At 63.5% G+C, this 26,049-nt stretch carries 25 protein-coding genes and 2 pseudogenes; 12 read left to right on the top strand and 15 right to left on the bottom strand.

Annotated elements, in window-relative coordinates; all coding sequences use genetic code 11:
• The first annotated feature begins 7 nt into the window (after nucleotides 1–7).
• Both AC04SH_RS28615 and AC04SH_RS28610 read left to right on the top strand, forming a co-directional pair.
• Complete coding sequence (locus AC04SH_RS28615; protein WP_488577522.1) at nucleotides 8–811, top strand: HAD-IIB family hydrolase; 804 nt, start codon at nucleotides 8–10, stop codon at nucleotides 809–811.
• 2 nt (nucleotides 812–813) lie between these two features.
• Nucleotides 814–1,596, top strand: a complete 783-nt coding sequence (locus AC04SH_RS28610) for a DeoR/GlpR family DNA-binding transcription regulator (RefSeq protein ID WP_488577500.1) — start codon at nucleotides 814–816, stop codon at nucleotides 1,594–1,596.
• Nucleotides 1,597–1,613: 17 nt separating this feature from the next.
• Here AC04SH_RS28610 and AC04SH_RS28605 read toward each other — a convergent pair whose 3' ends face one another.
• From AC04SH_RS28605 to AC04SH_RS28580, 6 genes are all read right to left on the bottom strand, one after another.
• A complete protein-coding gene (locus AC04SH_RS28605) occupies nucleotides 1,614–2,123 on the bottom strand; it encodes an L-2-amino-thiazoline-4-carboxylic acid hydrolase (protein ID WP_488577499.1) in 510 nt (169 codons plus the stop codon).
• Nucleotides 2,120–2,908 carry an ATP-binding cassette domain-containing protein gene (locus tag AC04SH_RS28600; protein WP_488577498.1) on the bottom strand — a complete coding sequence of 263 codons (789 nt, stop codon included), beginning with the start codon at nucleotides 2,906–2,908 and terminating at the stop codon, nucleotides 2,120–2,122. Before AC04SH_RS28600 ends, AC04SH_RS28605 begins: the two co-directional genes overlap by 4 nt.
• On the bottom strand, nucleotides 2,905–3,732 hold the full coding sequence (locus tag AC04SH_RS28595; protein WP_488577497.1) for an ABC transporter ATP-binding protein: 828 nt from the start codon (nucleotides 3,730–3,732) through the stop codon (nucleotides 2,905–2,907). The genes AC04SH_RS28600 and AC04SH_RS28595 overlap by 4 nt, the downstream gene beginning before the upstream one ends.
• A complete protein-coding gene (locus AC04SH_RS28590; RefSeq protein WP_488577496.1) occupies nucleotides 3,729–4,559 on the bottom strand; it encodes an ABC transporter permease in 831 nt (276 codons plus the stop codon). The genes AC04SH_RS28595 and AC04SH_RS28590 overlap by 4 nt, the downstream gene beginning before the upstream one ends.
• Complete coding sequence (locus AC04SH_RS28585; RefSeq protein ID WP_488577495.1) at nucleotides 4,556–5,542, bottom strand: ABC transporter permease; 987 nt, start codon at nucleotides 5,540–5,542, stop codon at nucleotides 4,556–4,558. The genes AC04SH_RS28590 and AC04SH_RS28585 overlap by 4 nt, the downstream gene beginning before the upstream one ends.
• A gap of 251 nt (nucleotides 5,543–5,793) precedes the next feature.
• Nucleotides 5,794–7,398: an ABC transporter substrate-binding protein gene (locus AC04SH_RS28580; RefSeq protein WP_488577494.1), complete on the bottom strand. Its 1,605-nt coding sequence runs from the start codon at nucleotides 7,396–7,398 to the stop codon at nucleotides 5,794–5,796.
• Nucleotides 7,399–7,771: 373 nt separating this feature from the next.
• Between AC04SH_RS28580 and AC04SH_RS28575 the strand changes: the two genes are divergently transcribed.
• Nucleotides 7,772–8,974: a M24 family metallopeptidase gene (locus tag AC04SH_RS28575; RefSeq protein WP_488577493.1), complete on the top strand. Its 1,203-nt coding sequence runs from the start codon at nucleotides 7,772–7,774 to the stop codon at nucleotides 8,972–8,974.
• Nucleotides 8,975–9,140: 166 nt separating this feature from the next.
• Here AC04SH_RS28575 and AC04SH_RS28570 read toward each other — a convergent pair whose 3' ends face one another.
• From AC04SH_RS28570 to AC04SH_RS28560, 3 genes are read right to left on the bottom strand one after another with little or no spacing between them, the layout of a single operon-like run.
• Nucleotides 9,141–9,557, bottom strand: coding sequence for a cupin domain-containing protein (locus AC04SH_RS28570; RefSeq protein WP_477233366.1), 417 nt, complete (start codon nucleotides 9,555–9,557; stop codon nucleotides 9,141–9,143).
• Nucleotides 9,558–9,560: 3 nt separating this feature from the next.
• A complete protein-coding gene (locus tag AC04SH_RS28565) occupies nucleotides 9,561–10,415 on the bottom strand; it encodes a phosphoenolpyruvate hydrolase family protein (protein WP_477233365.1) in 855 nt (284 codons plus the stop codon).
• A 10-nt stretch (nucleotides 10,416–10,425) separates the two neighbouring features.
• Nucleotides 10,426–11,622, bottom strand: a complete 1,197-nt coding sequence (locus tag AC04SH_RS28560) for a Tm-1-like ATP-binding domain-containing protein (RefSeq protein ID WP_488577492.1) — start codon at nucleotides 11,620–11,622, stop codon at nucleotides 10,426–10,428.
• A 114-nt stretch (nucleotides 11,623–11,736) separates the two neighbouring features.
• Between AC04SH_RS28560 and AC04SH_RS28555 the strand changes: the two genes are divergently transcribed.
• The 8 genes and pseudogenes from AC04SH_RS28555 to AC04SH_RS28520 form a co-directional block, all read left to right on the top strand.
• The gene (locus tag AC04SH_RS28555) at nucleotides 11,737–12,420 is read left to right on the top strand and encodes a TetR/AcrR family transcriptional regulator (protein WP_488577491.1); all 684 of its coding nucleotides are present in this window, start codon (nucleotides 11,737–11,739) and stop codon (nucleotides 12,418–12,420) included.
• A gap of 302 nt (nucleotides 12,421–12,722) precedes the next feature.
• Nucleotides 12,723–13,835 (top strand): ABC transporter ATP-binding protein, encoded by a 1,113-nt coding sequence (locus AC04SH_RS28550; RefSeq protein ID WP_488577490.1) that lies wholly within the window; start codon nucleotides 12,723–12,725, stop codon nucleotides 13,833–13,835.
• A gap of 46 nt (nucleotides 13,836–13,881) precedes the next feature.
• Nucleotides 13,882–15,315: an ABC transporter substrate-binding protein gene (locus AC04SH_RS28545; RefSeq protein ID WP_488577489.1), complete on the top strand. Its 1,434-nt coding sequence runs from the start codon at nucleotides 13,882–13,884 to the stop codon at nucleotides 15,313–15,315.
• Between the two features lie 79 nt (nucleotides 15,316–15,394).
• Nucleotides 15,395–16,456, top strand: a complete 1,062-nt coding sequence (locus AC04SH_RS28540) for a carbohydrate ABC transporter permease (protein ID WP_488577488.1) — start codon at nucleotides 15,395–15,397, stop codon at nucleotides 16,454–16,456.
• A 3-nt stretch (nucleotides 16,457–16,459) separates the two neighbouring features.
• A complete protein-coding gene (locus AC04SH_RS28535) occupies nucleotides 16,460–17,398 on the top strand; it encodes a carbohydrate ABC transporter permease (RefSeq protein WP_023728572.1) in 939 nt (312 codons plus the stop codon).
• 1 nt (nucleotide 17,399) lies between these two features.
• A complete protein-coding gene (locus AC04SH_RS28530; protein WP_488577487.1) occupies nucleotides 17,400–18,488 on the top strand; it encodes an ABC transporter ATP-binding protein in 1,089 nt (362 codons plus the stop codon).
• Nucleotides 18,485–18,925 (top strand): hypothetical protein, encoded by a 441-nt coding sequence (locus tag AC04SH_RS28525; RefSeq protein ID WP_488577486.1) that lies wholly within the window; start codon nucleotides 18,485–18,487, stop codon nucleotides 18,923–18,925. The genes AC04SH_RS28530 and AC04SH_RS28525 overlap by 4 nt, the downstream gene beginning before the upstream one ends.
• A 107-nt stretch (nucleotides 18,926–19,032) precedes the next feature.
• Nucleotides 19,033–19,815, top strand: a pseudogene (locus AC04SH_RS28520) (ABC transporter ATP-binding protein); the annotation flags it as partial.
• Nucleotides 19,816–19,872: 57 nt separating this feature from the next.
• Here the strand turns inward: AC04SH_RS28520 and AC04SH_RS28515 are convergent.
• Together AC04SH_RS28515 and AC04SH_RS28510 are read right to left on the bottom strand one after the other, a co-directional pair.
• Nucleotides 19,873–20,180: pseudogene (locus tag AC04SH_RS28515) on the bottom strand (DUF4437 domain-containing protein); the annotation flags it as partial.
• Between the two features lie 66 nt (nucleotides 20,181–20,246).
• Nucleotides 20,247–20,594, bottom strand: coding sequence for a GFA family protein (locus AC04SH_RS28510; protein ID WP_488577485.1), 348 nt, complete (start codon nucleotides 20,592–20,594; stop codon nucleotides 20,247–20,249).
• A gap of 131 nt (nucleotides 20,595–20,725) precedes the next feature.
• Here AC04SH_RS28510 and AC04SH_RS28505 point away from each other — a divergent pair, with 131 nt between their 5' ends.
• Nucleotides 20,726–22,024 (top strand): amidase, encoded by a 1,299-nt coding sequence (locus AC04SH_RS28505; RefSeq protein ID WP_488577484.1) that lies wholly within the window; start codon nucleotides 20,726–20,728, stop codon nucleotides 22,022–22,024.
• A gap of 575 nt (nucleotides 22,025–22,599) precedes the next feature.
• On the opposite strand, the gene AC04SH_RS28500 is transcribed toward AC04SH_RS28505, so the two are convergent.
• From AC04SH_RS28500 to AC04SH_RS28485, 4 genes are all read right to left on the bottom strand, one after another.
• The gene (locus tag AC04SH_RS28500) at nucleotides 22,600–22,989 is read right to left on the bottom strand and encodes a hypothetical protein (protein WP_488577483.1); all 390 of its coding nucleotides are present in this window, start codon (nucleotides 22,987–22,989) and stop codon (nucleotides 22,600–22,602) included.
• Between the two features lie 53 nt (nucleotides 22,990–23,042).
• Nucleotides 23,043–24,020: an NAD(P)-dependent oxidoreductase gene (locus AC04SH_RS28495; RefSeq protein WP_488577482.1), complete on the bottom strand. Its 978-nt coding sequence runs from the start codon at nucleotides 24,018–24,020 to the stop codon at nucleotides 23,043–23,045.
• Between the two features lie 88 nt (nucleotides 24,021–24,108).
• Nucleotides 24,109–24,825, bottom strand: coding sequence for a FadR/GntR family transcriptional regulator (locus tag AC04SH_RS28490; RefSeq protein ID WP_477233354.1), 717 nt, complete (start codon nucleotides 24,823–24,825; stop codon nucleotides 24,109–24,111).
• A 2-nt stretch (nucleotides 24,826–24,827) separates the two neighbouring features.
• On the bottom strand, nucleotides 24,828–25,997 hold the full coding sequence (locus AC04SH_RS28485) for a mandelate racemase/muconate lactonizing enzyme family protein (protein WP_477233353.1): 1,170 nt from the start codon (nucleotides 25,995–25,997) through the stop codon (nucleotides 24,828–24,830).
• Nucleotides 25,998–26,049 lie beyond the last annotated feature (52 nt).

Raw genomic sequence — 26,049 nt, 5'->3', positions numbered from 1 at the left:
ACGGGTGCTGCGCCCGCTCGCCGACTTCACCGCCCTGAACCGGCGCAAGATCGCCGTCGTGCTGACCGACATAGACGACACCTTGACCGATAGGGGACGATTGCCGGCAAAAGCCTATGCGGCGCTGGAGCGGCTGAAGCAGGCTGGGTTCATCGTCGCGCCGGTCACCGGCCGGCCGGCCGGCTGGTGCGACCTGATCGCGCGGCAATGGCCGGTGGATGGCGTGATCGGCGAGAATGGCGCGTTCTATTTCCGCTATGACGACACTGCCAAGCGGATCGTTCGCCACTATGCCAGGAGTGCCGGAGAAAGGCAGGCCGACGCGGCGCGCCTGCGCAAGATCGAACGCACCGTGCTCGCGGAAATTCCGGGTGCGGCGGTCGCCGCCGACCAGACCTATCGCGAGGCCGATCTGGCGATCGATTTTCGCGAGGATGTCGCGCCGCTGCCCAAAACCGAAGTGCTGAAGATCGTCGGTATCTTTCAGCGCTATGGAGCGACGGCGAAAATCTCGTCCATCCATGTCAATGGCTGGTTCGGCAAATACGACAAACTGTCAACAAGCCGGCTATTCTTGCGCGACTGTTTTGGTATAGATATTGACCACGACAAGGACAGCATTGCCTTCGTCGGCGATAGTCCAAACGATGCACCAATGTTCGGCTTCTTCCCCAACAGCGTCGGCGTCGCTAATGTGCTGGACTTCGCCGGCGAACTTCCGGCATCTCCTGCCTTCGTCACATGCGGGCGCGGCGCGCAAGGATTTGCCGAGCTTGCCGACGCGTTGATTGCCGCAAAGGGAATGGAATAATCATGAACCAAGGCCGACTGACGAAGAAGGAGCGGCACGCGCTTATCCTTTCGGAAGTGCGCCGGTCGGCGTCCATTCGCATCTCCAAGCTTGCGCGCCGCATTGGCGTCGCCGGCGAGACCATCCGCCGCGATCTCATCGAACTCGGCGATGCCGGGCTCATCAACCGCACCTATGGCGGCGCGACGATCTCGCTGGTGACGACCGAACCGGTGATTTCCGAGCGCGGCCTGACCCTGGTCGACGAGCGCGCCCGCATCGGCCGCGGCGCGGCCGGCCTCGTCGAGAAGGGCCAGATCGTGATGATCGATGGCGGTTCGACCACTTATGAGGTGGCGCGCAATCTTTCGCAGCTGAAGCGCGACCTGACCATCATCACCAATTCCACCGGCGTGGCCTCGGTGGCCGGCGCCAATCCGACCTTCCGGGTGCTGCTCTGCCCCGGGACCTATGACAGTAGGGAAGGCAGCGTACTCGGCGAAGACACGGTCGAGTTCGTGCGCCGCTACAATGCCGACGTCGCCATCATCGGGGCGTCGGGACTAAGTGCCGACGGTCCGAGCGACATGATCTCCGGCGCCGCGGCAGTCAAGCGCGCGATGATATCGCGTTCACTGTCGACGGTGCTGGTGGTGACCCACGACAAGTTCGGCCGCTCCAGCCTGGAACGCATCTGCGGGCTTGACGACATTGCCGATATCGTCACCGACAGCGAACCGAAGACCGACCTGCGCACTGCCGCCGAACAGGCGGGCACGGAGCTGCATGTGTTTGCCGGCGACTGATCAGCAGTTGCCGCGGCCTACCCCGCAGCATCCCGGTTGGTCAGTGCGATGTGGCAGCAGCCGGAGCCGTGGCCCGGCGTCCAGGTGACATTGTCGAAGCGCACGCCCGTCGCCTCGAACAGGCCGCGGTTGAAAGCCCCGGCGATGCGGCAGAGCGTGGCGAGCTTTTCATCGCCGACACCTGCCTCGACCCAGGCGTCCTTCAGTGGACAGCGTTTCACCTTGAAGGCGATGTGGTCCGGCCCGCGCTCGACGTCGGTCGGATACATCAGGCCACCATCCGGGCTGACGGCCAGGAACGCTTCGCCGATGGCCGGCGCGTCGTTGGGTCCGAAGCGGGCGAAGGCTGTCGCCGCCACTTCCTTGCCGCGCTGCTCGATGGTCCGGATCATGATCGCCTCGGCTTTCTCCGCGCCCAGCTCGCCGGTCAGTTCCTCGAGGAGCAGACGGTAGAGATCGGCGCGGTTGCGGAAGGCGGAATCGAGTTCTCGCGAGAGTTTTTCGGCTCGGGCTTCGGCGTCTGTCATGATGCGTCCTGCAGATGTGTTCGATTGAATCTTGGTGCCGCCGCCACCAGTGCCTTGCCAATCGCCGATTGCGGCGCGTCGATAACGGCGCGGGCGTCGCCGCTCTCGGCGATCCGCCCGGCGTCGAGAAGGACGATGCGGTGGGCGATGGCCCGCACCACGCCGAGATCATGCGAAATGAAGAGATAGGCGATCCGTTCCCTGGCTTGCAGGTCAAGCAGCAGCTCGAGGATCTGTCCGCGCACCGAAACGTCGAGCGCCGACACCGCCTCGTCAAGCACGATCAGCGACGGGCTTGTGGCGATGGCGCGGGCAATTGCCACGCGCTGGCGCTGGCCGCCGGAGATTTCATGGATGGCGCGTGGGGCGAGATCGGCCGGCAAGCCGACGCGCTCGAGCAAGGCAGCGATGCGGGCCGGACGCTCGGCGCGAGGGGCGATGGCATGGATACGCAAGGGGTCGTCGAGCACGCGCGCCACGGTGGCGCGCGGGTTGAAGGCGGCGAGCGGATCCTGAAACACCATTTGCAGGTGGGCGCGCCGCACACGCAGGGCCGCACCCCTCAAGGCCAGGAAGTCATCGCCTTCGAATTGTATGTTTCCGGCATCTGGTTCGATCAGCCTAAGCACCAGCCGTGCGATCGTCGACTTGCCGCTGCCGGAGGGGCCGGCCAGCGCCAGCGTCTCGCCGGGTTCGATGGTGAAGGAAACGCCGTCGACGGCGGCGATGGTCGTGCCGCCACGGCGGTAGTGTTTGGCCAGGTTGGAGACCGTGAGCAGGCTCATGTCGAAGCCCGTCGCAGCAGCGGCTCGGCGTCGAGGCCGAGATGGGCGTCGAGCAGCGCGCGCGTATAGGCGTGGCGCGGGGCGTTGACGATTTGCGCCGTCGAGCCGATCTCGACCAGTTCGCCGTGCCGGAACACGGCGATGCGCTCGGCGAGTTCGGCGGCCAGCGCAATGTCATGGCTGATGACCAGCAGCGTCATGCCGTCCTCCCCCACCAATTGCCGGATGAGGGCGACGATCTCGGCTTGCACGATCGTGTCCAGCGCGCTGGTCGCCTCGTCGGCGATGAGCAGTTTTGGGCCTGCCGCGATGGCCGCGGCGATCGCCACGCGCTGCTTCTGGCCACCGGAGAGCTGGTGCGGGAAGGCGCGCATGGCGGAGGAGGCCGGGTCCGGCAGGCGGACGCGTTCGAGTAGCGTTTTTGCCTTGGCGTAGGCTTGCGGCCAGTCGAGGCTGAGATGGGTGCGGGCGACTTCGGCGATTTGTTTGCCGATGGGCATGACTGGATCGAGACTGGCGGAAGGATCCTGGAACACGAAGCCGATGTCGCGGCCGCGGAGGGGCACTCCGCCTCGAGAGGGGGGTGCGAAGGAATGAGACGATTCCGATTTGTGCCAATCGATGCGGCCTTCAACCTTGGCACTCGCAGGCAGCAACCCCGCAATCGCCAGCGCCAGTGTGCTCTTGCCCGAACCGCTTTCGCCGATGATCGCAAGGCGCTCGCCGGCAACGACATCAAGGCTGATGCCGTCCAGTGCCGCCACCTCGGTCCCATCCCGCCGATAGTGCACCGAGAGGTCGCGGATCTCAGTCAGCGCGGTCACGACAGGCTCCTCCGCACGGCCGCGGTCTCGACCAAACCTTCGCCGGCGAGGTAGACGCCAAGCACGGTCAGCACGAGCGCGATACCCGGAACGATGGACAGGAAGGGCGCGGCACGCAGAACGGTGCGGCCCTCGGCGATCATGCCGCCCCAGGTGACGCGGTTGGGGTCGCCGAGACCGAGGAAGGACAGCGCCGCCTCAGTGAGGATCGCCGCGGCGACGATCACCGAGGACAGCGCCAGCACCGGCGGCAGAGCGTTGGGCAGCACTTCACGGAAAGCGATCGCCATCGGATGCATGCCGATGACGCGAGCGCCGGCGACGTAATCGCGCTCGCGGATCGACAGTACTTCGGCCCGCGCCACACGCGCCGGCCCGGTCCAGGCGCCAAGTGCGATCGCCGCGACGACGATGCCGAGCGACGGGCCGACGACGCTGACGAAGGCCAGCGCCAGCAGGAAACTCGGCACGGTCTGGAAGGCATCGGTGATGCGCATCAGCACCTCGTCGACAAGCCCACCGGCAAAGCCGGCCAGCGTGCCGACAACCGCGCCGATGAAGAGCGCCGCCGCTGCTGCCGCCAGCCCGACCGCCAGCGAGGTGCGGGCGCCGTGAAACAATTCGGCCAGCACATCGCGGCCGAGCCGGTCGGTGCCGAGCGGCAGCGACCAGTCCTGGAACGGCGGCAGCAGCGCCGGACCGGCGATGGCTTGAGGGTCGCCGGGGAAAAGCAGCGACGCAAACAGCGCCATGGCGAAAAGCACGCCCAGGATGATCGCGCCGGCGAGTGCTTCTGGCCGGTGCAGGAACCGGTTGAGCGGGCTCACGCGCCGGCCTCGCTGGCGCCGACGCGCGGGTCGAGAAAGGCGTACGCGATGTCGACGGCAAGATTGATGGCGATGACCAGCACGGCGCTGGTGAGGATGATGCCGAGCAGCAGCGGTGTGTCGCGCGAGGCCACCGCCTCCTGCGCCAGCCGGCCGAGCCCGGGCACGGCAAAAACACTCTCGATGACGACGCTGCCGCCCAGCATCTGCGCCGATTGCAGGCCGAGCATGGTGACCAGCGGCAAGAGCGCATTGCGGGCGACGTGGGCCAGCACGATGCGGCGGCGCGACAGCCCCCTGGCGCGGGCTGCCAGCACAAAATCCTGCCGCCAGGCCTCGGCCATGCCGGCGCGCATCATGCGCAGATACAGCGCGAGATAGATGAAGCCGAGCGCTGAAACCGGCAGTACGAGATGGACGGCGATGTCGGCGGCGCGGGCGAAGCCGGTCTTGTCGGAGGCCAGGCTCTCGATGCCACCGATCGGCAGCCAGCGCAGGTCGACGGCAAAGACGACGATGAGCACCAGGCCGAGCCAGAAGCCGGGCACCGCATAGAGCGCGAGTGAGCCGATGGACAGGAAGCGGTCGCGCAGACTGCCGGGTTTCGCGCCGGCATAGATGCCGAGCGCCGAGCCGAGACCGAAGGAGAGCGCGGTGGCGCTGACCATCAGGAGGAGCGTGGTGGGCAGACGCTCGAGAATGACGTCGCGGATCGGCCTGGAGAAGGTAACGGACTGGCCGAGATCGAGGTGCAGCAGCGCCCAGAGATAGTTGGCGAGCCGGGTCAGTTCGGACTGGTCGAGGCCCCAGCGATGACGCAGCAATTCGATCATGCCGGCATCGCCGCCGGTCGAGACGATATAGGCGTCGACGGCGTCACCGGGCGCGGCTTCGAGCAAAAGGAAGGTGCCGATGATGACGATCAGCAGCACGAAGACGCTGCCGACGAGACGGCGGCGGATGAGGGCGAGGGCGCGGGTCATGGATGCCTTACCCTCCCCCTTGTGGGGAGGGTCGATCCGCGAAGCGGAGCGGGGTGGGGATTCTCGTAGGGCGCTACCCCCACCCCGCCGACCGGCTGCCGCTTTGCGGCACCCGCTCGGCGACCCTCCCCAAAAGGGGGAGGGTGGAGGTCGGCGCTATCCGGCGGGACAAAGCGGGGGCGCGAAGGAACTCTCATCCCTGATGATGAGCATTCGCTCAAACGATGCGCAAGCATCGCGTGTGGCTCGTGCTAGCCCGCCAGATACGTGTCCGCCCAGTTCGAAACCGCCCAGCGCGGATTGTTGGCGATATTCCCCACCGTGTCGCGCGCGACGCTGATAAAACTCCACTCCGCCACGTTGATCAGCGGCAGGTCGGCGGCCACCTCCTTCTGGAATTCCTTGTAGAGGTCGGTGCGCGCCGTGGTGTCGAGCGTTTCCGATGCCTTGGCGATCAGCGCATCGAGCGCATCGTTCTTGTAGCCGCCCTGGTTGGAGAACGGCACGCCGTCCGGAATGCCGCTCTGCACCAGGATGGTGGTCGAGATCGCCGGGTCGCCACGGAACACTGGCGGGCCGACGGCGAGGTCGAAGGCGTGGTCGGTATAGACCGCCTTGATGTGCGCGGGCCCATCGTTGTTGACGATCTCGGCGTCGATGCCGATCGCCGCCAGCGCCTGGCGCAGATAGTCGCCGAACTGTTTGGTCTCGTTGAAATAGGGCGCCGGCAGGAGTTTGAGCGCAAAGCGCTTGCCATCATCGGCTTTGGCGTAGCCGGCCTCGTCGAGCAGTGCGTTGGCCTTGGCGACGTCGAACGGATAGGTCGGCACGTCGGCGGTGTAGAATTGCGGATCGTTCTTCGGCACCGGGCCGGTGGCGGTCGCGGCATAGCCGAGGAACACCGTCTTGACGACGAAGTCCTTGTCGATGGCATGCGCGATCGCCTGGCGCACTTTCACGTCTGCGAGTTCCTTGCGGCGATGGTTGATCTCGACGACCAGCTGATAGGTGAGCCCCTCATAGCCCTTGGAGATGACCTTCAGGCCCGGCACTTTGGAGATGCGGTCGAGGTCGGCCAGTGGCACCGCGGAGAAGGCGGCGAGTTGGATCTCTTCGGCCTCGAGCGCGGCCGCGGCCGACGTGCGGTCGGGCAGCACCTGGTAAATGATCTCGTCGAGATAGGGCTCGTCCTTGGCCCAGTAGTCCGCGTTCTTCGTCAGCTTGTAATACTGGCCGGCCTTGTACTCGCCGAACTTGAACGGGCCGGTGCCGATGGGCGCATTGTTGGCCGGGTTTTCCTCGATCTTGCCGACCTCATAGATGTGCTTCGGTACCACGCTCGACAGCGCCGGCAAGGCGTTGCGGATCAGCTGGAACGGCGTCGGCTTGGCGAATTTGAACACGGCGGTGAGATCGTCCGGGGTGTCGACGGCGGCTAGGTCCTTGAACACGGTGCGGCCGAGATTCTGCAGCGGCTTCCAGATCTGCAGCGCCGAGAAGGCGACGTCGGCCGAGGTGAACGGCTTGCCGTCATGCCATTTGACGCCGTCGCGCAGTTTGAACGTCACGGAGAGCCCATCGGCGGCGCCTTCCCAGGAGAGCGCCAGACGCGGCTCGAGCCCATCCTTGCCGTCAAACGAGGCTTCGGCCAGCGTCTCGACGATCTTGCTGGAGATGAAGAAGACGCCATTGGAGGCGACGATCGCCGGATTGAGATTGCGCGGTTCGGAATCAGCAGCGAGCACGAGGCGGCCGCCCTTCTTCGGCGTCTGCGCCCAGCCAATCGCCGGCATGGCCGTGGAGGCCAGCAGCAAGGCCGACCCCGAAAGCAGCGTGCGTCTGGAAATATCTGACATGATCAACCCTCCGTCCTCTCCGCGACCCTGCCGGGCGCGCCAATCTCCCTCGGATACCAGCGGGTCCGCCGGCCTCCTTGTAGCGCCGATTATGGGCCTTGTGCGGGGTTTCGCCAGAGACGGATTTGGCGCATCGTTGCTTGGCTTTGAAATTTTCGTCCGCTGGACCAGTTAGAAGCGGTGGCCCCAACCGATCATCCTGGTAGGACCAGATAGGCTGGGTAGTCGACGAATGACGGCTTGGTGACTGGCCCGGTACGCCATTTCCCTGTTTCTGGCTGGACCAGAGTGAGCAAAATGGTGCAGATTTGATCGACAGCCAAGGGATCGGGCGCAACGCGACCGACGATCCCAAGCAATCAGGGAGAGAGAGATGAACATTGCCCCGGGCAAAACTGCCGTCAGCAATATCCCGTTCGACCAAGCACGGGTCGACCGGCTGATGGAGGAAGCCGGCATCGATGTGCTGCTGGCGACGTCCAAGCACAACACGCAATATCTGCTCGGCGGCTACAAGTTCATCTTCTTCGCCGCCATGGATGCGATCGGCCACAGCCGCTATCTGCCCGTTGTCGTCTACGAAAAGGGCGGGCCGGAGCATGCCGCCTATATAGGCAACCGCATGGAGGGTGCGGAACACCAGAACAACCCGTTCTGGACGCCGACGCTGCATGTCGCCTGCTGGGGCACGCTCGATGCCGCCAATCTTGCGGTGGAGCATATCGGCAAGATCGGCAAGGCGGGCGCGCGCATCGGCATCGAGCCGGCCTTCCTGCCATCGGACGCCTATGCGCTGATCCGCAAGGCGTTGCCGGACGCCAAGCTGATCGACGCGACCGACATGCTGGAGCGCATGCGTGCCGTCAAGACAGAGGCCGAGCTGGAGAAGCTGCGCATCGCCTCCGAGCTGATCACCGATTCCATGCTGGCAACCATCCAATGGGCGCGCGAAGGCACCACCAAGGCCGATATTATCGAACATCTGCGGCGCGAGGAAACCAATCGCGGCGCGCATTTCGAATATTGCCTGCTGACGCTCGGCTCCAGCCACAATCGGGCGGCGTCACCGCAGGCGTGGAAGAAGGGCGAGGTGCTGTCGATCGATTCCGGCGGCAATTACCATGGCTATATTGGCGATCTCTGCCGCATGGGCATTCTCGGTGAACCCGATGCCGAACTGGAAGATCTGTTGGCCGAGGTCGAGACGGTGCAGCAGGCGGCCTTCTCCAAGGTCAAGGCAGGCACCATCGGCGGCGACATGATTTCGCATGCGGAGGCCGTGCTGAAGAAATCAAAGGTCGCGCCCTACACGGATTTCTTCGCACACGGCATGGGATTGATCACGCATGAGGCGCCGTTCCTGATGACCAACCATCCGGTCACCTATGAAGGCACCTATGCGGCCAAGCCGCTGGAGACGAACATGGTGCTCTCGGTGGAGACGACCATGCTCCACCCGACGCGGGGGTTCATCAAGCTGGAGGATACGCTGGCGGTGACGGACACCGGTTACGTGATGGTCGGGGATAGGGCGCGGGGATGGAATAGGGGTGGGATTTCACAGGGCCGAAAGTAGGCGCCGCTCCTCATCCGCCTGCCGGCACCTTCTCCCCGTAGAACGGGGAGAAGAGAGCAGCTTTGGCGATTTGCGAAATCGTTGATGAAGGCATCTTTCTCCCCGTTCTACGGGGAGAAATGTCCGGCAGGACAATGAGGGGCTGCGCAACCCTATAAGAAGTTCATCACTGCCCCGCCGGAATCAGCCTGAAATCCGGCAGCTCCCGCAGCACCAGCTCCGGCCCGGCCGGCGAATAGACGACGAACAGTTGCATCGGGCCGTCACCGGTGTTCAGCGTCGAATGGAAACGGCTCTCCGGCACATAGATGGTGCAGCCGGGGCCGACCTTGGCGACGACCGGGTTGCCGCTCTCGTCCTCGACCATCTGCTCGCCATTCCCCGAAATGACAAAGATGATCTCCTCCGCGCCGGGATGGTTGTGGCGGGTGTGGCCCTTGCCTGAGGGCAGGTCGACGACGCCGCCGGAAAAACGCTCGGCACCATTCACTTCAGGTGCGACCGTCAGCGCCAGCTTGCCCCAGTCGAAGCCGAAGGCGCTGACGTCCTTCGGGTAGACAAACACCTTGCTCTTGTCGGTCATCTCTCATCCCTTCTTTTTCTTCTGGTCGTGCAGCGTCACGGCCTTGAAATCCGCCGTCTGCCTGGCAATCGCGGCTTCGGCCGGCAGCCGTTCCATCGAGCTTGCGCCATAGAAGCCGTGCAGGCCTTTGCAGCGGTCGAGTATGTAGCGGGCGTCGTCCGGCATCGAGATCGGGCCGCCGTGGCAAAGCAGGATGACATCCTTGCGTGCCGAGCGGGCGGCATTGGCGATGGCGTCGATCTGGACCACGCAGTCGTCCAGCGACTTCGCAGACGTCGCGCCGATCGAGCCGCCGGTCGTCACGCCCATATGGGCGACGATGATGTCGGCGCCGGCTCGTGTCATGGCGCGGGCCTCGTCCGGGTTGAAGACGTAGGGCGTGGTCAACAGGTCGAGCTTGTGCGCCTCGGCGATCATGTCGACCTCAAGGCCGAAGCCCATGCCGGTTTCTTCAAAACTTTGCCGCATGCTGCCATCGAACAGGCCGATCGTTGGAAAATTCTGCACGCCGGAAAAACCCATCGTCTTCAGCTCGGTGAGAAGCAGCGGCATGATGACGAAGGGATCGGTGCCGTTGACGCCGGCCAGCACCGGCGTCTTCTTCACCACCGGCAGCACCTCATAGGCCATTTCCTTGACGATCTCGTTGGCATTGCCGTAGGCGAGCAGGCCGGCGGCCGAGCCGCGTCCCGCCATGCGGTAACGTCCGGAATTGTAGATGATGATGAGGTCGATGCCGCCGGCTTCCTCGGCCTTGGCCGACAGGCCGGTGCCGGCGCCGCCGCCGACGATGGGCACGCCGTCGGCGATCATCGCCTTAAACTTCTTCAGTATGTCCTTGCGCGGTATGGCGGCCATGTCTGGGCTCTCACTGTCTGGCGATGTCGAGGAAGGCCACCGTCGCGGCCTTGGCAAATTCCGGGTCGTTGATGTGCAGCGGCAGCCGTGTCACGCGGCGCGTGGCGTTCGGCTTGATGGTGCGCTCGATGGCGTCGAACAGGACGGCGTCGGCTTCAGGATCGAAAAACGCGCCGCCCTCGATGTCGAGCGCCGAGACGCCTTTCTCCGGGATCAGGAAATGCACGGGACCGTCGCAACGGCTGAGCCTCTCGCCGATCCATTCGCCGATGCTGCGGCATTCGTCGGCTGTGGTGCGCATCAGCGTGACGTTGGGATTGTGCTCGTAAAACAGCCGGCCCCGATATTTCTCGGGAATGGTCGGCGGTGCCCAGAAATTGACCATGTCGAGCGCGCCGACAGAACCGACATAGGGGAGCTTGGTGCGAGCAATGGCGCCGAAGCGATCCTCGGTTGCCGGCAGCACGCCGCCGAACAGCAGGTCGCAGACCTCCGTCGTGGTGATGTCGATGACACCGGCGAGCAGGCCACTGTCGGCGAGCTTCTCCATCGAGCGGCCGCCGGTGCCGGTGGCGTGGAAAACCATGCAGTCGTAATTCGCGCGCAGCTGGTCGGCGATGGCTGTCACGCAAGACGTGGTGACGCCGAACATGGTGAGCCCGAGCGCCGGTTTGCCGGTGGCAGTCGGCGCCGGTTTCGCCGCCATGCCGGCGATGGCCTGCGCCGCATTGTGCAGCACCGTGCGGGAGAGCCGGTTCAGTCCCGCCATATCGGTCACCGAGGGCATCATGACGATGTCGGAGACGTCGACATAGGGTGCGGTGTCACCGGAGGCCAGCGTCGAGACCATGATCTTCGGGACGCCCAGCGGCAGTGCGCGCATGCCTGAGGTGACGATCGAGGTACCGCCGCCGCCACCGATGCCGATCACGCCGGATATGTCGTCGCGCGACTGGATGAAGTTGCTAAAGGCGACGCCCATGCCGGCCACTGCCGTACCGCGATCGTCGATGCCGAGCACGGCGCCGGCTCCGCCCGGGTGATGCGCGGCGACCTCGCTGGCTGGAACATCGACCGGCACGGTGGCGCCGCGCGTGCCGATGTCAACGCGGGCAACCGAACTGCCGGCGGCGGCAATCGTGTCGGCCAGGAAGGCAAGCTCCTCGCCCTTGGTGTCGGCCGTGCCCACCACATAGATGCGTTTCATCGCGTCCTCCCGTCGCCGGCTGACCCCGCGTTGAGCCGCCCGCCGCTCACTTGCCCGGCCCTTCGTTGAACGAAAGGCCATTGCAATTTTTTGAGACGCGCGTATCGTATTGACATGGATGTCTCACGTCAACAAGCTGCAGCAGGCGACGACGCCAAAGGGGCTGCCGAACGCGGCCCGCGCGCCCGCACGAGACGGCTGATGCTGGAGACGGCGACGCGGCTGATGCAGGCGGGCGTCACGCCCTCGGTCAGCGAAGTCGCGGAGGCGGCCGAAGTCTCGCGCGCCACCGCGTATCGCTATTTCCCGAGCCAGGCAGCCTTGGTGCATGCCGTGGTCGACGAGGGGCTCGGGCCGATCCTGACCTGGCAATCGGCTTCGAAAGATCCGCAACGCCGCGTCGCCGAATTGTTCGACACGGCCATGCCGCGCATCGAGGCTTTCGAGGCAACCTTCAAGGCAGCGCTGAAACTGTCGCTCGACCAGTGGGCGCTGCGCCAGGCGGGCACGCTGGGGGGTGAACCGCAGTTCACACGCGGCCATCGCGTCCAACTGCTGAAGGATGCCATTGCGCCGCTCAAGGGGCAGCTGCCGCCGCGCGAATTCAAGCGCCTGGCGCAGGCGCTGTCGATGATGTTCGGCGTCGAAGTGCTGATCGTGCTGAAGGACATATGGGGGCTCGACAGCCGCGGCATGCGGTCGGTCGCGCAATGGGCGGCGGGCGCCCTGGTGCGCGCGGCGATAGCGGAATCGATGACAGACGCGGATGCGGCTCGGCTGGCGGCAGCGGCGAAATAGCGCCAATCTGGTTCGACCAGATTCGAAGGTCGGCGATTTCAGTAATTTTGGGGATTGGCGTTTTGCGAACGGGATGAAGGTGGAGAACTGCCAAAAATGAAGGAAATACGAACATATAGCGGACGTTTTCAGCTTATTTTGGTGACGGCAAATTTCAAGAAAGCGCTTGACGGGCATCTTAAATTGGTAATACCAGATTAGGAAAGAAAAGGCGGATCGGGAATGACAGCCGCAGTCCATTTCGGCAGGGCGAGGAGGATCATACGGATGGCGCGTGTTCCGTCCGCACGAGGTGGCGCATCGTGACGCAGACGTCGCCTCGCGCCAGTGCCGGCAAGGGGATTGCGCTGCGCCTCGATGGGCTCAGCAAGGCCTATGGATCCGTGCGCGCCATCAACGACCTGAGCTTCGCCGTCGACGAAGGCCGCTTCTTCGTACTCTTCGGGCCGAGCTCGGTTGGCAAGACGACGACGCTGCGCACTATCGCCGGCCTCGTCCAGGCCGACTCCGGCATGCTTGAGATCGGCGGCCGCGACATGACCCATGCGCCGATCGCCGGCCGCGGCATCTCGATGGTCTTCCAGTCTTTCGCGCTTTACCCCCACCTCACGGTCTATGACAATCTCGCCTATCCGCTGCGCGAGGAGAAAGCCGCGCGCGCCGAGATCGACAAGCGGGTGAAAGAGACCGCCGAGATCCTGAAGCTGACACACCGCCTGAAGGCCAAGCCGGCAACCCTGTCCGGCGGAGAGCAGCAGCGCGTCGCGCTCGGCCGCTCCCTGATCCGCCGGCCAAAGATTCTTCTCCTCGATGAGCCGCTCACCAATCTCGACGCCAAGCTTCGGCACGAGACGCGCGCCGAGTTGAAGCGGCTGCACCGCCAGTTCGGCATGACCGTGATCTATGCCACGCCCGACGAGCTCGAGGCTCTCTCGATGGGCGAGGCGATCGCCGTCATGCGCGATGGCGGCATCGTCCAGATCGGCACGCCGGACGAGCTTTACGAGCAGCCGATCAATACCTATGTCGCCAGCAAGATCGGCTCGCCGCACATGAATCTGTTCACGGCCTCGGTGCGCGCCGACACCAGGTCTTTCGACACGCCGCTCGGGACTCTGGTTCCGGCGACGGCGCCAAAGGCTGCCGATGCCGGCGAGGCCGCGCTGATCGGCATTCGCCCGAGCGACATTCGGCTCGCCGCCAAGGGCGAAGCCGGGGTTGCCTCGAAGGTGCATCTGGTCGAACCGCTCGGCGACATCACGATCGTCTCCGTCGTGGCCGGCGGCGAGATGTTGCGCATGGTGCTGCCGGAAGCGATCGCCGCCAGCATCAGGACCGGCGATTCGGCATCGATCGCCATCGATAACAGGAAAATCCACGTCTTCCGCGCCGCGAGTGGCCAGGCGATGACCTGACGCGAACGGCGAGAAGCAATCCGGTTAACAAAGGGAGGAAACGCGAATGACGGCGATGACCAAAGTGAAAAGGCTAGCGACAGCCGCAAGCTTCGCTGCCACGCTACTGGTGGGAGGCGTGACCTATGCCTCTGCCGAAGAAGTGACGTTGACGATGGCGGTGCCGGATTGGCCCCCGACCCGCATTATGAAGAAGTTCTTCGACGAGCAGTACAAGCCCAAGTCTGGCAATACTGTGAAGCTCGATGTCGACTTCATTCCGTGGCCGGATTTCTACACCCGCGTCAACGCCTCGTTGACCTCGGGCGAAAAGAAGTACAACTTCATCGTGTCGGACTCGCAATGGCTGGGCGCCTTCGTCGAAGGCGGCTACTTCCGCAAGATCAACGATCTCATCGATGCCGACCCGGAACTCAAGGCGACGATGGAGTCGATGCATCCCGCCGTGCTCAACGCCTACTCGACCTATCCCAACAGCACGCCGAACTACTACGGCTTCCCGCAGTTCCCGGACGTGCTGGTCACCTACGGCCGCAAGGACGTGCTCTGCAACGACGACGAGCAGGCCGCCTTCAAGGCGAAGTACAATGAGAAGCTGCCCTGCACCGGCGAAGAAATCGACGCCATGGACTGGAACACGTTCGAGCATGTTGGCGAATTCTTCCAGCGCAAGAAGGGCGACAAGCTCGCCGGCCAGGTGCTGGATGACGATTTCTACGGCATCGCCTATCAGGCAGGCAAAGGCTACGACTTCTCGACGAGCTCGGTCCACTCGTTCGTCTGGCAGCATGGCGGCGGCATCTGGGATGAAACCAAGGCCCCGACCGGACATGCCGAAGGCGTCGTAAACTCCCCGAAGTCCATCGAGGGCATGGAGCATTTCCTCAAATTGCTGAAGTTCATGCCGCCGGTGGTCAAGACCGGCACCATGGACATCTTCGTCTCGGACCAGTTGTTCCGTGAAGGCAAGGTGGCCATGAACATCGACTGGATCGGTCTCGGCGAAGCCTCGCTAGATCCCAAGACGTCGAAGGTTGCCGAAAAGCTGGTGTTCGGAATGGCGCCAGGCCTGCGCGGCCCCGACGGCAAGGTGAATCGTACGTCACAGATCGGCGGACAGCCTTTCGTTCTCACCACCTGGACGACGCCTGAGCAAATCAAGGAAGCGGTGGGCTTCGTGAAGTGGTGGCTCTCGCCTGATATCCAGCACCAGTTCGCCGCCGGCGGCGGCCAGTCCGCGATCAAGTCGGTCTACAGTGATCCGAAGTATGTGACCTATCGTCCGTGGGACCGCGCCTGGGCGAACTCGCTCGACTGGCAGAAGGACATGTGGCACGTGCCGCAGTTCTTCGAACTGCTCACCCAGCAGCAGGACCAGTACGACCTGGCCATCACTGGCAAGCAGGACGCCAAGACCACCATGGATAACATCGCCAAGTTCCAGGAGGACCTCCTGAAGAACGATGGCCTTATCCAGTAACCTTCCGACATAGCTGCGGGGAGCGGCCAAAGCCGCTCCCCGTCATTGCCACTTCAGGCGCTCCATATTTCGGACTCCCATGACCGCTGTTTCAAGCACGCTGCTGACACCACGCCTTACCGCGGTTGTTGCCCACAACTGGAAACTCGCCATCGCTGTCGCTGTCGTCGCGTCGGCCATATCAATGGCGGGCTTGCCTGCGGCTGTCTCCTTCTGGGTGGTGGGCGCTGCGGCGGCGTTGGTCGCGGCCGCATTTACCGTCAACGCATATCGCCGCCACTACTTCGGCGCCTTGCTGGTCGCTCCGGCAATCGCCGTTCTGTTTGTGATGAATATCTTCCCCTTGCTGTGGTCGCTGGGCCTTTCGTTCTTCGCCTACCAGGCAAACCAGCAGACGATCCGCTTCGTCGGACTCGGGAACTACGTTCGTATCCTTACCAACGATCTCGCTGCTCACGCGACTTGGGGCGCGCTGATCAATACCGCCATGTTCGTCGTGTTCACCGTCTCCGCGCAGATGATCGTCGGCTTTCTGCTGGCCATCCTGTTCGCCAAGCAATTTCCGCTGCGCAAGTATTTGTTGATCCTGGTGCTGACACCGATGATGCTTTCGGTTGTCGCCTCTGGCGTGTTTTTCACCTACTACTATGACCCGACATTCGGGATTCTCAGCTACGTCATCAATTCCATCTCCGGCAACCAGTTCATCCTGATGAGCAACAAAGTCGGTGCCGTGGCGGGGATCGTTTTCGCCGACGCATGGATGTGGTCGCCCTTCGTCATGCTCCTTGTGCTGGCGGGCCTCGTCTCGGTGCCGAAATACCTTTACGAGGCCGCTGCCATCGACCGTATTTCCAGCTGGCGGCAATTCTGGATGATCACCTTCCCCTACATCCGCGGCCTTCTGATGTTGGCCCTTCTCTTCCGCACCATCGAGGCATTCAAGCTGGCGGATCTCGTCATCCTCCTCACCAAGGGCGGCAACGACACACTGACGATCTCCTATCACTTGATCCGCATCGCCAACGAGCAGAACAAGACGAGTGAGGGCGCGGCGATCTCCTATCTGATGCTGTTCATGGTGATCGTTCTCACCAACCTCTACCTGTACCTCGCAAACCGCCGTACGCAGGGAGCCTAACCCGTGACCGAATCGATATTGGGAAAGCTCGGCTTCCGCAGGGCCAGCGGAGTAGACGAGGCCGGCTGGGGGCGGACGCTCGCCGTGGCCGTCGTCGCCTTTATCTATTTTCTGCCGGTGCTGTTCATCATATTCACCGCCTTCAAACCGCAGGGCGACGCGCTCCTGGTGCCTCCAACGCTGTCGCCCACGTCGCTGTTCGGCTTGATTCCGGATCATTTTGTGTTCAAGCCCACGCTCGAAAATTTTGGGTCCGTCTTTTCCCGCTCGATGACGTCGGGCGGTGCCCCGGAAGCGACAGGATTCGACCGTTATTTCTTCAACTCGATCTTCATCGCCTCGGCGTCGGTGCTGCTGGCGCTGGTCATCGGCACCCTGGCGGCCTTCGGCTTCTCGCGCTATCCGCTGAAAGGCAATGACACCTACCTGTTCATCATCCTGACCACGCGCATGCTGCCGGCGATTGTGGTGATCATTCCGGTGATCCTGATGTTCCGCGTAGTGGGCCTGTCGGGCTCGTATCTCGGCATCATCATGCTCTACACTGCCTTCAACCTGGCCTTCACCATCTGGATGATGAAGAGCTTCTTCGATGAATTGTCGCCAGACGTCGAGGATGCCGCCCGCCTCGACGGATCGTCCGGAATGCGGGTGTTCTTCAAGATTTGCCTGCCCCAGGTCATTGCCGGGCTCGCCGCCACGTTCGTGTTCGGCCTGATCCTCACCTGGAACGAGTTCCTCTTCGCCCTCTTGCTCTCGGGACCCGACACGAGGACGGTCCCGGTCGCCATGAACCAGGCCGTGTCGTCGGGTGGACGCGGCACCGACTGGACTTTGCTTGCCGCCATCGAAACCCTGTTCCTCGTCCCAGTCTTCCTGGTCACCTTCTTCTTGCAAAACCATCTGTTGCGCGGTGTTACCTTCGGCACGGTGAAGCGCTGAGATGTCAACCATCGAACTCCGCAAAGTCACCAAGCGCTTCGGCTCCTTCACCGCGGTCAAGGACGTTGACCTGTCGGTGGCCGCCGGTGAGGTCGTCTGCCTTCTCGGCCCGTCCGGCTGTGGCAAGACGACGACCTTGCGCGTCATCGCCGGGCTGGAAAGCGTCACTGACGGCGAGGTCGTCGTCGCCGGCAAGGTGATGAACAACCTGCCGCCCGAAAAGCGCGACATCGCCATGGTGTTCCAGTTCTACGCGCTCTACCCGTCGGCATCGATCGCCGAGAACATCGCCTTCCCGCTCTATCATGACGGCATTTCCGGGGCTGAGCGGACTGTCCGCGTCAACCGCGTCGCCGCGATCCTCCACTTGGAGCACGTTCTCGACCGGCTGCCGAACCAGATATCCGAGGGCGAAAAGCAGCGCGCCGCCATGGCCCGCGCCATCGTCCGCGACCCCAATTGCTTCCTCTTCGACGAGCCCTTGTCGCGTCTCGATGTCGAACTGCGCCAGACCATGCGTGGCCAGATCAAGGAAGTGCTGCAGGGCCTCTCCAAAGCGACCGTGATCGTAACCCATGACCAGCTCGAAGCGCTCACCATGGCCAACCGCATCGCCATCATGAAGGACGGCCTGATCGAGCAAGTCGGCTCACCGCACGAGGTATTTGCCAAGCCCGCCAATGCTTTCGTGGCGAGCTTCATCGGCACGCCGCAGATGAATCTTCTCGAGGCCGACCTCAAGACCTTCGCCGATGGCGCGGCGGACATGACCGTGGCCGGCATTAGTCTGGCGATCCGCACGGACGCGGCGGTCGCGCGCCTGCAGCCCGGCAAGGTGACGATCGGTGTCCGCCCCCGCGCCTTCACCGTGACCGATACGGGGGACCGTGGCACCATCTCCGCCCGAGCCGAGCTCATCGAGCCCATGGGCGCCGAAACCCTTATTCATGCCCGCACGGCGGCAGGCGCCGACATCCGCGTCGTGGTGACGAGAAGCCAGCGGGTCAAGGTCGGCGAGGCGCTGAATCTACGCCCCGATCCCAGGCAAACCCATGTCTTCGATGGCGCCGGAAAGGCGGTGCGGTCATGAGCGACAGTTCTTCCGGCATGAGCCGCGCCGGCGCGTTCCGCCTTGAGCTCTTCATCATTGGCCTCGGCGTCATGGCGCTGGTGCTGATCTTCCAACCCTTTTCCATCGGCCTGTACGCAGTCGGCAGCGGTCTCGTGGTGCTTGCCGGCCTCATCAACAACCTGCTGCCGTTGGCCCAGCCGGGCGTCAAGGTGCGCAGTGTGGTGACCGTAGCGCTGGTCGTGGCGCTGGTCTTCTGCATTGCGCTGCTGGTTTCGATCACGGCGGCGCATCTCTACGGCGTCTTCTTCCTCAATCCACCGGACCCCAACACTCTCGCCGGCAAGGCGCAGCTCGCCACGCCGCCTTTCTACAAGCAGGCTTTCGTGTGGGGAATCGCTGCCGCGGCGGTGATTCTCGCGCTGGTCGTCACCGCCCTCAACAAGACAGCGCGATGATCAGCAGCTGACGCTATCCGGCAGGCCGCGCTCGCGCCCGTCCGCGACGGTCGGTGTGCGTCGCCCTCTCAACTCTCACGCCGTCATCCTCCGGCTTGACCGGAGGACCCGATGCCGAGATCAAGGACCGCGTTGCGCGCGCCGCCAAGACACTGCGGATCGAGCATCTGCTTGACCGCAAGACCGATCGCCTCTCCGGCGGCGAGATGCAGCGCGTTTCGATCGGCCGCGCCATTGTGCGCAAGCCGCGCGTGTTCCTGATGGACGAGCCGCTGTCGGCGCTCGACGCCAAATTGCGCGAGGCGCTGCGCACGGAATTGAAGAACCTGCAGATCCAGCTCGGCGCCACCTTCCTCTTCGTCACCCACGACCAGATCGAGGCTATGTCGATGGGCGACAAGGTCGGCGTGTTGAACCATGGGCGCATCGTCCAGACCGGCACGCCGCATGAGATCTACAACAATCCGCGCGACACCTATGTGGCGAGCTTCGTCGGCTCGCCGCCGATGAACCTCATCGACGGCAGGCTGGTCAACAATCGCGCGGTGATGGCGCCGATGAATTTCGAGCTGCCGCTTTCAATTGGCGGCACGACTTCAGGGGGAGCCAAGACGGGCGCGGCGACCGAAGGGCGCCCGCTCGTCTTCGGCATCCGTCCGGAGGACGTCTATCTCGAAAGCGGCACGCCGGTCGAGGCGCGCGTCCACGACGTCGAGAACCATGGCGTGGAAAAGATCCTGACGCTCAGGGTCGGCGACACGACGCTGCGCGCCACCGTGCCGGCGCGGACCGATGTGGCGATCGAGCAATCGGTGCGCTTCGCCTAGAACGCGGACAAGGTCGAGCTGTTCGACAAGGGCAGCGGCGTAAGCCTGCGGCACGCCAGCTAGGCTCTCCTGCAGACTTAAGCCGGCGCCAATCCGCTGGCGGAAATCTGCAGGCGCCTTCTATTTCTGGAAATAGGTCTCGTAGGGTGTGTCGTTGATCAGCAGGATCACGCACTCCGTCTCCGACAGGCAGGCGTCGTCGTGCATCTCATTGGCCTTTTGGGTCCAGTAGGACCCTGGCCGCAGTTCGACTTTGGTCGCCTCGCCGCCCTCCATCTGCCAATGCGCCCACAGCCCCTTGATGACCACCGCGCGGTAGTCGGCGGTGTGCGCATGGACCGGCGCGCGCCAGTTGCCGGGAACTTTCAGCAAGGTGCCGGCGGGGCCTTGGCCCGCTCGCCCCATAATGGGCCAAGGCGATGCGGCTGGCTGGCAGCGGCCCGACAGTCATCACGGTTGTCGGGCCGTTGTTGTGATGAGAGGTTACCGACTGTTCAGATCGCGCGGCCGTCGAAGTCGAAGACCGGCAGGGAGGACAGGTCGATGTCGGCAACGCAGTTGATGTTGACATAGGCGCTACGTTCACTGCCTTCGCGGACATCCTCGGCAAAAGGATGGATGCCGCAGGTGCGGCAGAAGCGATGCGCCATCGCATGATTGCCGAATGTGTAGGTGCCGAGATCGTCGCCCCACGCCAGCACCGTCAGGCTGTCATGCGGGATGGCGGCCAACAGCGCACCCTTGCGCGAGCAGATCGAGCAATTGCACCGCACCGCGCCGGTCAGCTCCGCCTTGAATTCGAACGCCACCTTGCCGCAGTGGCAGCTGCCTTTGTACAGCATCAGTCTCTTCCTATCGCTGGCAGGTGCAAAGGCACGCTGGCCGGGTTATCCCTTCCGCAGGCCCAACCGGCCGCTTGAACTCTCTGTGCTTGCTTTAAAGACGTTGCATCCTGGCGGAGTCCGACATCGACATGCAATCAATCCGCGATCATCTCGAAATCATCCTGTCACGTCTTGCCAATCGTGCGGCAGACGAGAGGGTCTACACCAAGGTCTATGCCGAGGCGGCGCGGGCCGCGGCCGATGCCAGCGATGCGCGCAAACGGGTCGGTGTGAGCCTCGGGCCGCTCGATGGCACCATTGTCTCGATCAAAGATCTGTTCGATGTCGCGGGCGAGCCGACCACGGCCGGTTCGCTGATGCTGAAGAATGCAGCACCTCCCCTGTGGGACGCGGCAATCGTCAGCCGGCTGCGGCAGGCCGGCGCTATCATCATCGGCAAGACCAATATGACCGAATTCGCCTTCACCGCGATCGGCGACAACCTGCACTACGGCACACCCGGCAATGCGGCCGACGCCAGCCGCATTCCCGGCGGTTCGTCCTCCGGCGCCGGCGTCTCCGTGGCCGAGGGCACGTGCGACATCGCCATCGGCTCGGATACTGGCGGCTCGGTGCGCATCCCGGCGTCGCTGAACGGCGTCGTCGGCTTCAAGCCGACGGCGCGGCGCGTGCCGCTGACCGGCGCCTATCCATTGTCAGCAACGCTGGATTCGATCGGGCCGCTCGCGCTGAGCGTCGCCGCCTGCGCGGTCGCCGACGCCGTCATGTCAGGGGACGAACTCCCGCCGCTGCATCTGCCGCTGTCACTTGCCGGCCTCCGCGTTGGCGTCCCGCGCGGTGTGCTGTTCGACGAGACGGAGCCGGAGGTCGTCGCAGGCTTCGAGCGATGCTTGCGCGCGCTGGAGCAAAGCGGCGTGCGCGTCGTCGACCTGTTGATCGACGACTTGATTGCCGAGATGCGCACGGCGACCAAACGCGCCTCGATCGCGTCGATGGAAGGTGCCGAGGTTCATGCCGACTGGCTGTCCGTCGGAGCATCAGTGCCGGTGGACCCGCATGTCAGCGGGCCGCTTTCGCGGGCACTCGCCATTCCTGCCTCAGTCTATATCAGGACCATCCGCCGCCGTGGCGAACTCGCTGCTGCCATGGCCGAGCGGCTGGCGTCGATCGATGTCCTTGCCCTGCCGACCGTGCCGATTGTCGCGCCCTTGATCGCCACCATGGCCGGCGACGAAGCGTTGCGCAACAAGGCCGAAGGCCTGCTGTTGCGCAACACCCAGGTCGCCAACCAGTTCGACCTCTGCGCCATCTCGCTGCCGATGCCTGATATGACGTTGCCGGCCGGGCTGATGCTGGTGGGCAGGCACGGGGACGATCGGCGCTTACTCGCCGTCTCTAATGCAGTTGGATATGTTATTCAACATTAACAATTTTCGCGCGGTGCCCCTATGGAATATGTACCATTTCTTCGGGTTAGGATATTTATTGGACGTCTCGTCGTGTGGACGTTCGTATTCGTTATATTTTTTGGATTAACTTCGATATTGTTTTTCAGCCATTTCGATTTTCATTTTGGCTATCTCGGCTCTTTTCCGAAGCTGAATAACTTTAAAGGGCCTGTCGATTCTATTTTTTATGCGTCATCGAATATACTGTGGGTCAATCTTTTTGCACTCTCAGTCCCCTACTCTTTTGTTTATTGCATCGCAGTACCCTGTTGGGTTGTCGCGGCGGTGTCACGGCATGATTGGACCGATCTGCGCTTAAGGTGGCAGACATTTGCGTTTATTCTCTTCGTCGCTCTGATCGCCGGCCTTGAAATATATGAATACATATTTGGAGACGTAATTCTTATTGGTTATCGACCCAGGCTAGAGGTGGTATCTTCTTTGTACGCATATACAGTATCTCAGATCGTTGCACTTATGGGTATTGCGAATTTTTTGCTTTTTACCGCAACGCTCATAACGTCGGCGAAGATATTCGGGCGACCGGAAGGAAACTAATGCGCTGAGCAGTGTTTGCGTTCGCTCTGCTTTGCGGCGCGCAGGATGCCGGTCGCGACCAATGTCGGCAGGCTGTGCTGCTTGCCGTTGAAGCTGTGCGGCCGGTTCTCGATCGTACCGGTGACAACAAGCTTGCCGGCATAGAGCTTGTCGGGAAGGTCGAGCGCCTTGTCCTGCTGCGGCAGGCCGTCAATATCCACCCACACGCCCTTGACGATCTTGCCAGCGGTGAGGTCGAGCGCGCTGGTGGAAGGGCAGGGCGCCATCACGCATCGCAGGCCGTTGTCGCAGGGCACGTAGCTGCCTTGCCCATCGGCCTGAGCCTCGGTAGCTGCCATGCAGATGCCGGCAATCAGAACAAGAATTCTGGCAGGGCTCTTGGCCATGTCGGCGAAGCTCGTCGCCAAATCCGGGAAAATTGAGGCGGGTCGCAGAATCGTCAGTCGGCCGGAAACCGCCTGCGGTAGTGCTCGACCACGTCGGGATTGCGTAGATTGACCGGCAGCCGGTTGGCCAGCACCAGCAGCGTTTCGCCGGCAGCACCAACGCCCATGCGCATCATCGACTGCTCGGTAATGCCCGCCATATGCGGGGTGACGATGACATTGTCGAAGCCGAAATAGGGGTGATTTGCCGGCAGTGGCTGCGTGGCAAAGACGTCGAGCGCGGCGCCGCCAATGCGGTCCTTGCGCAAGGCCTCAATCAGCGCGTCGTCATCGATCACAGGCCCGCGCGAAATGTTAATCAGCAGCGCATCCGGCTTCATGCGGGCGATGCGTTCGCGGTTGATCAGACCGCGCGTTTCCGGCGTCAGCGGGCAGCACAAGACGATGAAATCGCTCTGTTCGACCAGCGCGTCGATCGACAGGAAGCCGATCCTGTCGGGGGCCGGCTGCATGCTGCGTGTCGTCGCCACCACGTTGAGGCCGAAGCCGTGCGCGGCGATATGGCCGACCGCCTGGCCGATGGCGCCGAAGCCGATAATGCCGATGGTCTTGCCGGCAAGCTCGCTGGCATGGCTGGCGTGGTCGCGGCCGGCATTCCAGCCTTTGGCGCGCAAGTCGCGGTCGACCGAGCGGAAGCGGCGAAGCAAAGCAAGCGCCGCGAACATCACATATTCGGCGACCGAGCGCGCATTGACCGCCGGCACATTGGCGACCAGCACGCCGGCCGCGGCGGCGGCCTCCATCGGCACCATGTCGAGGCCGGCGCCGTGACGGACTGCCGCCCGAAGTTTGGTCGCATTTTCGAACAGCGCCGGCGGCAGCGGCGCGCGCACGATGATGACGTCGGCGTTCTTCGCCTCCGCGGTCAGTGTTTCGGCGTCAAGCGCGGAGGCGACGACGAGTTCGCCGGCGCCGACCAGCATGGCGGAGGCACGCGGATGCAGCGTGTGCGTCGACAGGATTCTGGGCATGGAGCTCTCGTTCTTAGTCGCAATTCCCAAGGGAAAGCGCTGCGCGCTTTTCCCGGGAAAACCGTTTCACACTTTTCCTGGAATTGCTCTAGACCTTTTCGAGCGTGGAGTTTTTCTGCTCCACGCCGCGGCCCTCGATGATCCCCTTCCAGTAGCTTTCCGCGCCTTGCAGATGGGCGCTCATCAGCGCCTGGGCGAGATTGCCGTCGCGGCGCAGCAGCGCCTCGTAGATCTGGATGTGCTCGGCATGCGAGCGCACTGAGCGCTCGGGGTCGTTGAAGTAGATCGGCAGGCGCAACTCGCCCATCAGATAGTAGACGCTGCAGATGTTGTGGAAGACGCCGTTCTTGGTTGCCCGCACGATTTCGAGATGGAATTCACGGTCCTCCTTGGCGAGACCCTCGCCGGCGGCGATGCGCTCCTCCGAGGCTTTCAGGATCTCGCGCAGGCGTTCGAAATTCTCCTCTGTGGCGCGCGAACAGGCGAGTTCGGCGGCCTTGATCTCGTGGATCTTGCGCAGTTCGACGGTCTCGTAGATCTGCACCGGATCGAGCGGCAGGCCCGCGCGGGCGAAAAGGGCCAAGGCTTCTACGCTGGCCTGCCTGGTGTCGACATAGATGCCGGATTTGGCGCGGCGCTCGACGATGCGCATGGCTTCGAGGATGGCCAGCGCCTCGCGGATCTGGCCGCGGCTGACGCTGAAATGCTCGGCCAGTTCGCGCTCCGAGGGGGTGCGGCCCGTCTCCTTGTCCGAATGGGAGAACAGATAGGCGGCGAGTTCGGCGAGAAGGTTCTTTTCTTTCATCGTCAACTGCGTTGCGCGTGCGCCTCCAGGAACCGCTCCGAAATGGTGAATCCCAGACCCGGCTTTTCAGGGATCGCTATCATACCGTCTTTTGCTTCGACAGTCTCTTCGACAAGATCGTGGATCATCGGGTTGGCACCGAGCGAATATTCGACGGTGAAGCTAGCCGGCGAAGCAGCGCAGACATGCAGGCCGGCAAAGAAGCACGGCGCGCCGGCCCACAGATGCGGGGCAAAGCGCAGATTGAAGGCGCTGGCGATGGTGCCGATCTTCATCGCCTCGCTGATGCCGCCGCAAAAGGCCGGATCGGGCTGGAAGATGTCGGCCGATTTCAGCACGGCGAGATCGCGGAAGGCGTAGCGTGTCGCCTCGCTTTCGCCGGTGGCGATGGGGATCGAACCCGAAGCGCGCACCTCGGCCATGCCTGCTTTGTCGTCCGCGATGACCGGCTCCTCGAACCAGGCGAGGTCGAGATCGCTGGCGAGGTGGATGAACCGCTTGGCTTCGGCCACCGTATAAGTGCCGTGCGCATCGACCATCAGTTCGACATCCGGGCCGAGCGCTTGTCTGGCGGCACGGACACGGGCAGCCGAGATATGCGGGGCGCCGTCCATGGCGCCGACGCGCATCTTCAGCGCCTTGAAGCCACCCTTGGCGATGTACGATTTGAGCTGCTCGCCGATGGCGTCAGCCGCGGCCCAGCCGCCGGAGGCGTAGGCCTGCATGCGATCGAGCTTGCGGCCGCCGATAAGCCGCCACACGGGCTGTCCGAGCGACTTGCCGAGGATATCCCACAGCGCAATGTCGACGGCGCTGATTGCCGCCACGCTCATGCCGCGCCGCGCCAGTTGCGGCATGGCGTGGCCGGCATGCGCGGCTGTCTCGTGGCGCACGCCGTTGTAGAGCATCTCCCAGATGATACCGATGTCGGCGGGGTCGCGGCCGATCAGCTGCGGCCCGACCTCATGATTCAGCATGTGGACCAGCGCACCATAGCTGCCGGCGCTGCCGGCGGCGTTCTTGCCTTCGCCCCAGCCGACCAGCCCGTCATCGGTCTCGATGCGCAGGATGGCGGCGTCGAAAGTCGTCACCTGGCCGAAGTCGCTGCGATGCTGCTTCGCGACTTCGATCGGTATGCGGACCCACCAGGCCTGGACATTTCTGATGCGCATGGTCATCCCCGGCCCCGCCGCCGGCAGGCGGAAGGGCGCCTCCAAATCGGAT

Source organism: Mesorhizobium sp. CNPSo 4688 (assembly GCF_057784295.1).
The sequence above is the reverse complement of the archived record's forward strand: the minus strand, read 5'-3'. Positions and strand labels throughout refer to the sequence as shown.

Coding starts and splice junctions, on each gene's coding strand:
- AC04SH_RS28600 (WP_488577498.1), bottom strand. CDS start 2,908: ATGAGCCTGCTCACGGTCTCCAACCTGGCCAAACACTACCGCCGTGGC.
- AC04SH_RS28580 (WP_488577494.1), bottom strand. CDS start 7,398: ATGTCAGATATTTCCAGACGCACGCTGCTTTCGGGGTCGGCCTTGCTG.
- AC04SH_RS28575 (WP_488577493.1), top strand. CDS start 7,772: ATGAACATTGCCCCGGGCAAAACTGCCGTCAGCAATATCCCGTTCGAC.
- AC04SH_RS28500 (WP_488577483.1), bottom strand. CDS start 22,989: ATGGCCAAGAGCCCTGCCAGAATTCTTGTTCTGATTGCCGGCATCTGC.
- AC04SH_RS28565 (WP_477233365.1), bottom strand. CDS start 10,415: ATGGCCGCCATACCGCGCAAGGACATACTGAAGAAGTTTAAGGCGATG.
- AC04SH_RS28540 (WP_488577488.1), top strand. CDS start 15,395: ATGACCGCTGTTTCAAGCACGCTGCTGACACCACGCCTTACCGCGGTT.
- AC04SH_RS28570 (WP_477233366.1), bottom strand. CDS start 9,557: ATGACCGACAAGAGCAAGGTGTTTGTCTACCCGAAGGACGTCAGCGCC.
- AC04SH_RS28525 (WP_488577486.1), top strand. CDS start 18,485: ATGAGCGACAGTTCTTCCGGCATGAGCCGCGCCGGCGCGTTCCGCCTT.
- AC04SH_RS28510 (WP_488577485.1), bottom strand. CDS start 20,594: ATGCTGTACAAAGGCAGCTGCCACTGCGGCAAGGTGGCGTTCGAATTC.
- AC04SH_RS28490 (WP_477233354.1), bottom strand. CDS start 24,825: ATGAAAGAAAAGAACCTTCTCGCCGAACTCGCCGCCTATCTGTTCTCC.
- AC04SH_RS28530 (WP_488577487.1), top strand. CDS start 17,400: ATGTCAACCATCGAACTCCGCAAAGTCACCAAGCGCTTCGGCTCCTTC.
- AC04SH_RS28495 (WP_488577482.1), bottom strand. CDS start 24,020: ATGCCCAGAATCCTGTCGACGCACACGCTGCATCCGCGTGCCTCCGCC.
- AC04SH_RS28555 (WP_488577491.1), top strand. CDS start 11,737: ATGGATGTCTCACGTCAACAAGCTGCAGCAGGCGACGACGCCAAAGGG.
- AC04SH_RS28585 (WP_488577495.1), bottom strand. CDS start 5,542: ATGACCCGCGCCCTCGCCCTCATCCGCCGCCGTCTCGTCGGCAGCGTC.
- AC04SH_RS28545 (WP_488577489.1), top strand. CDS start 13,882: ATGACGGCGATGACCAAAGTGAAAAGGCTAGCGACAGCCGCAAGCTTC.
- AC04SH_RS28505 (WP_488577484.1), top strand. CDS start 20,726: ATGCAATCAATCCGCGATCATCTCGAAATCATCCTGTCACGTCTTGCC.
- AC04SH_RS28560 (WP_488577492.1), bottom strand. CDS start 11,622: ATGAAACGCATCTATGTGGTGGGCACGGCCGACACCAAGGGCGAGGAG.
- AC04SH_RS28485 (WP_477233353.1), bottom strand. CDS start 25,997: ATGCGCATCAGAAATGTCCAGGCCTGGTGGGTCCGCATACCGATCGAA.
- AC04SH_RS28610 (WP_488577500.1), top strand. CDS start 814: ATGAACCAAGGCCGACTGACGAAGAAGGAGCGGCACGCGCTTATCCTT.
- AC04SH_RS28605 (WP_488577499.1), bottom strand. CDS start 2,123: ATGACAGACGCCGAAGCCCGAGCCGAAAAACTCTCGCGAGAACTCGAT.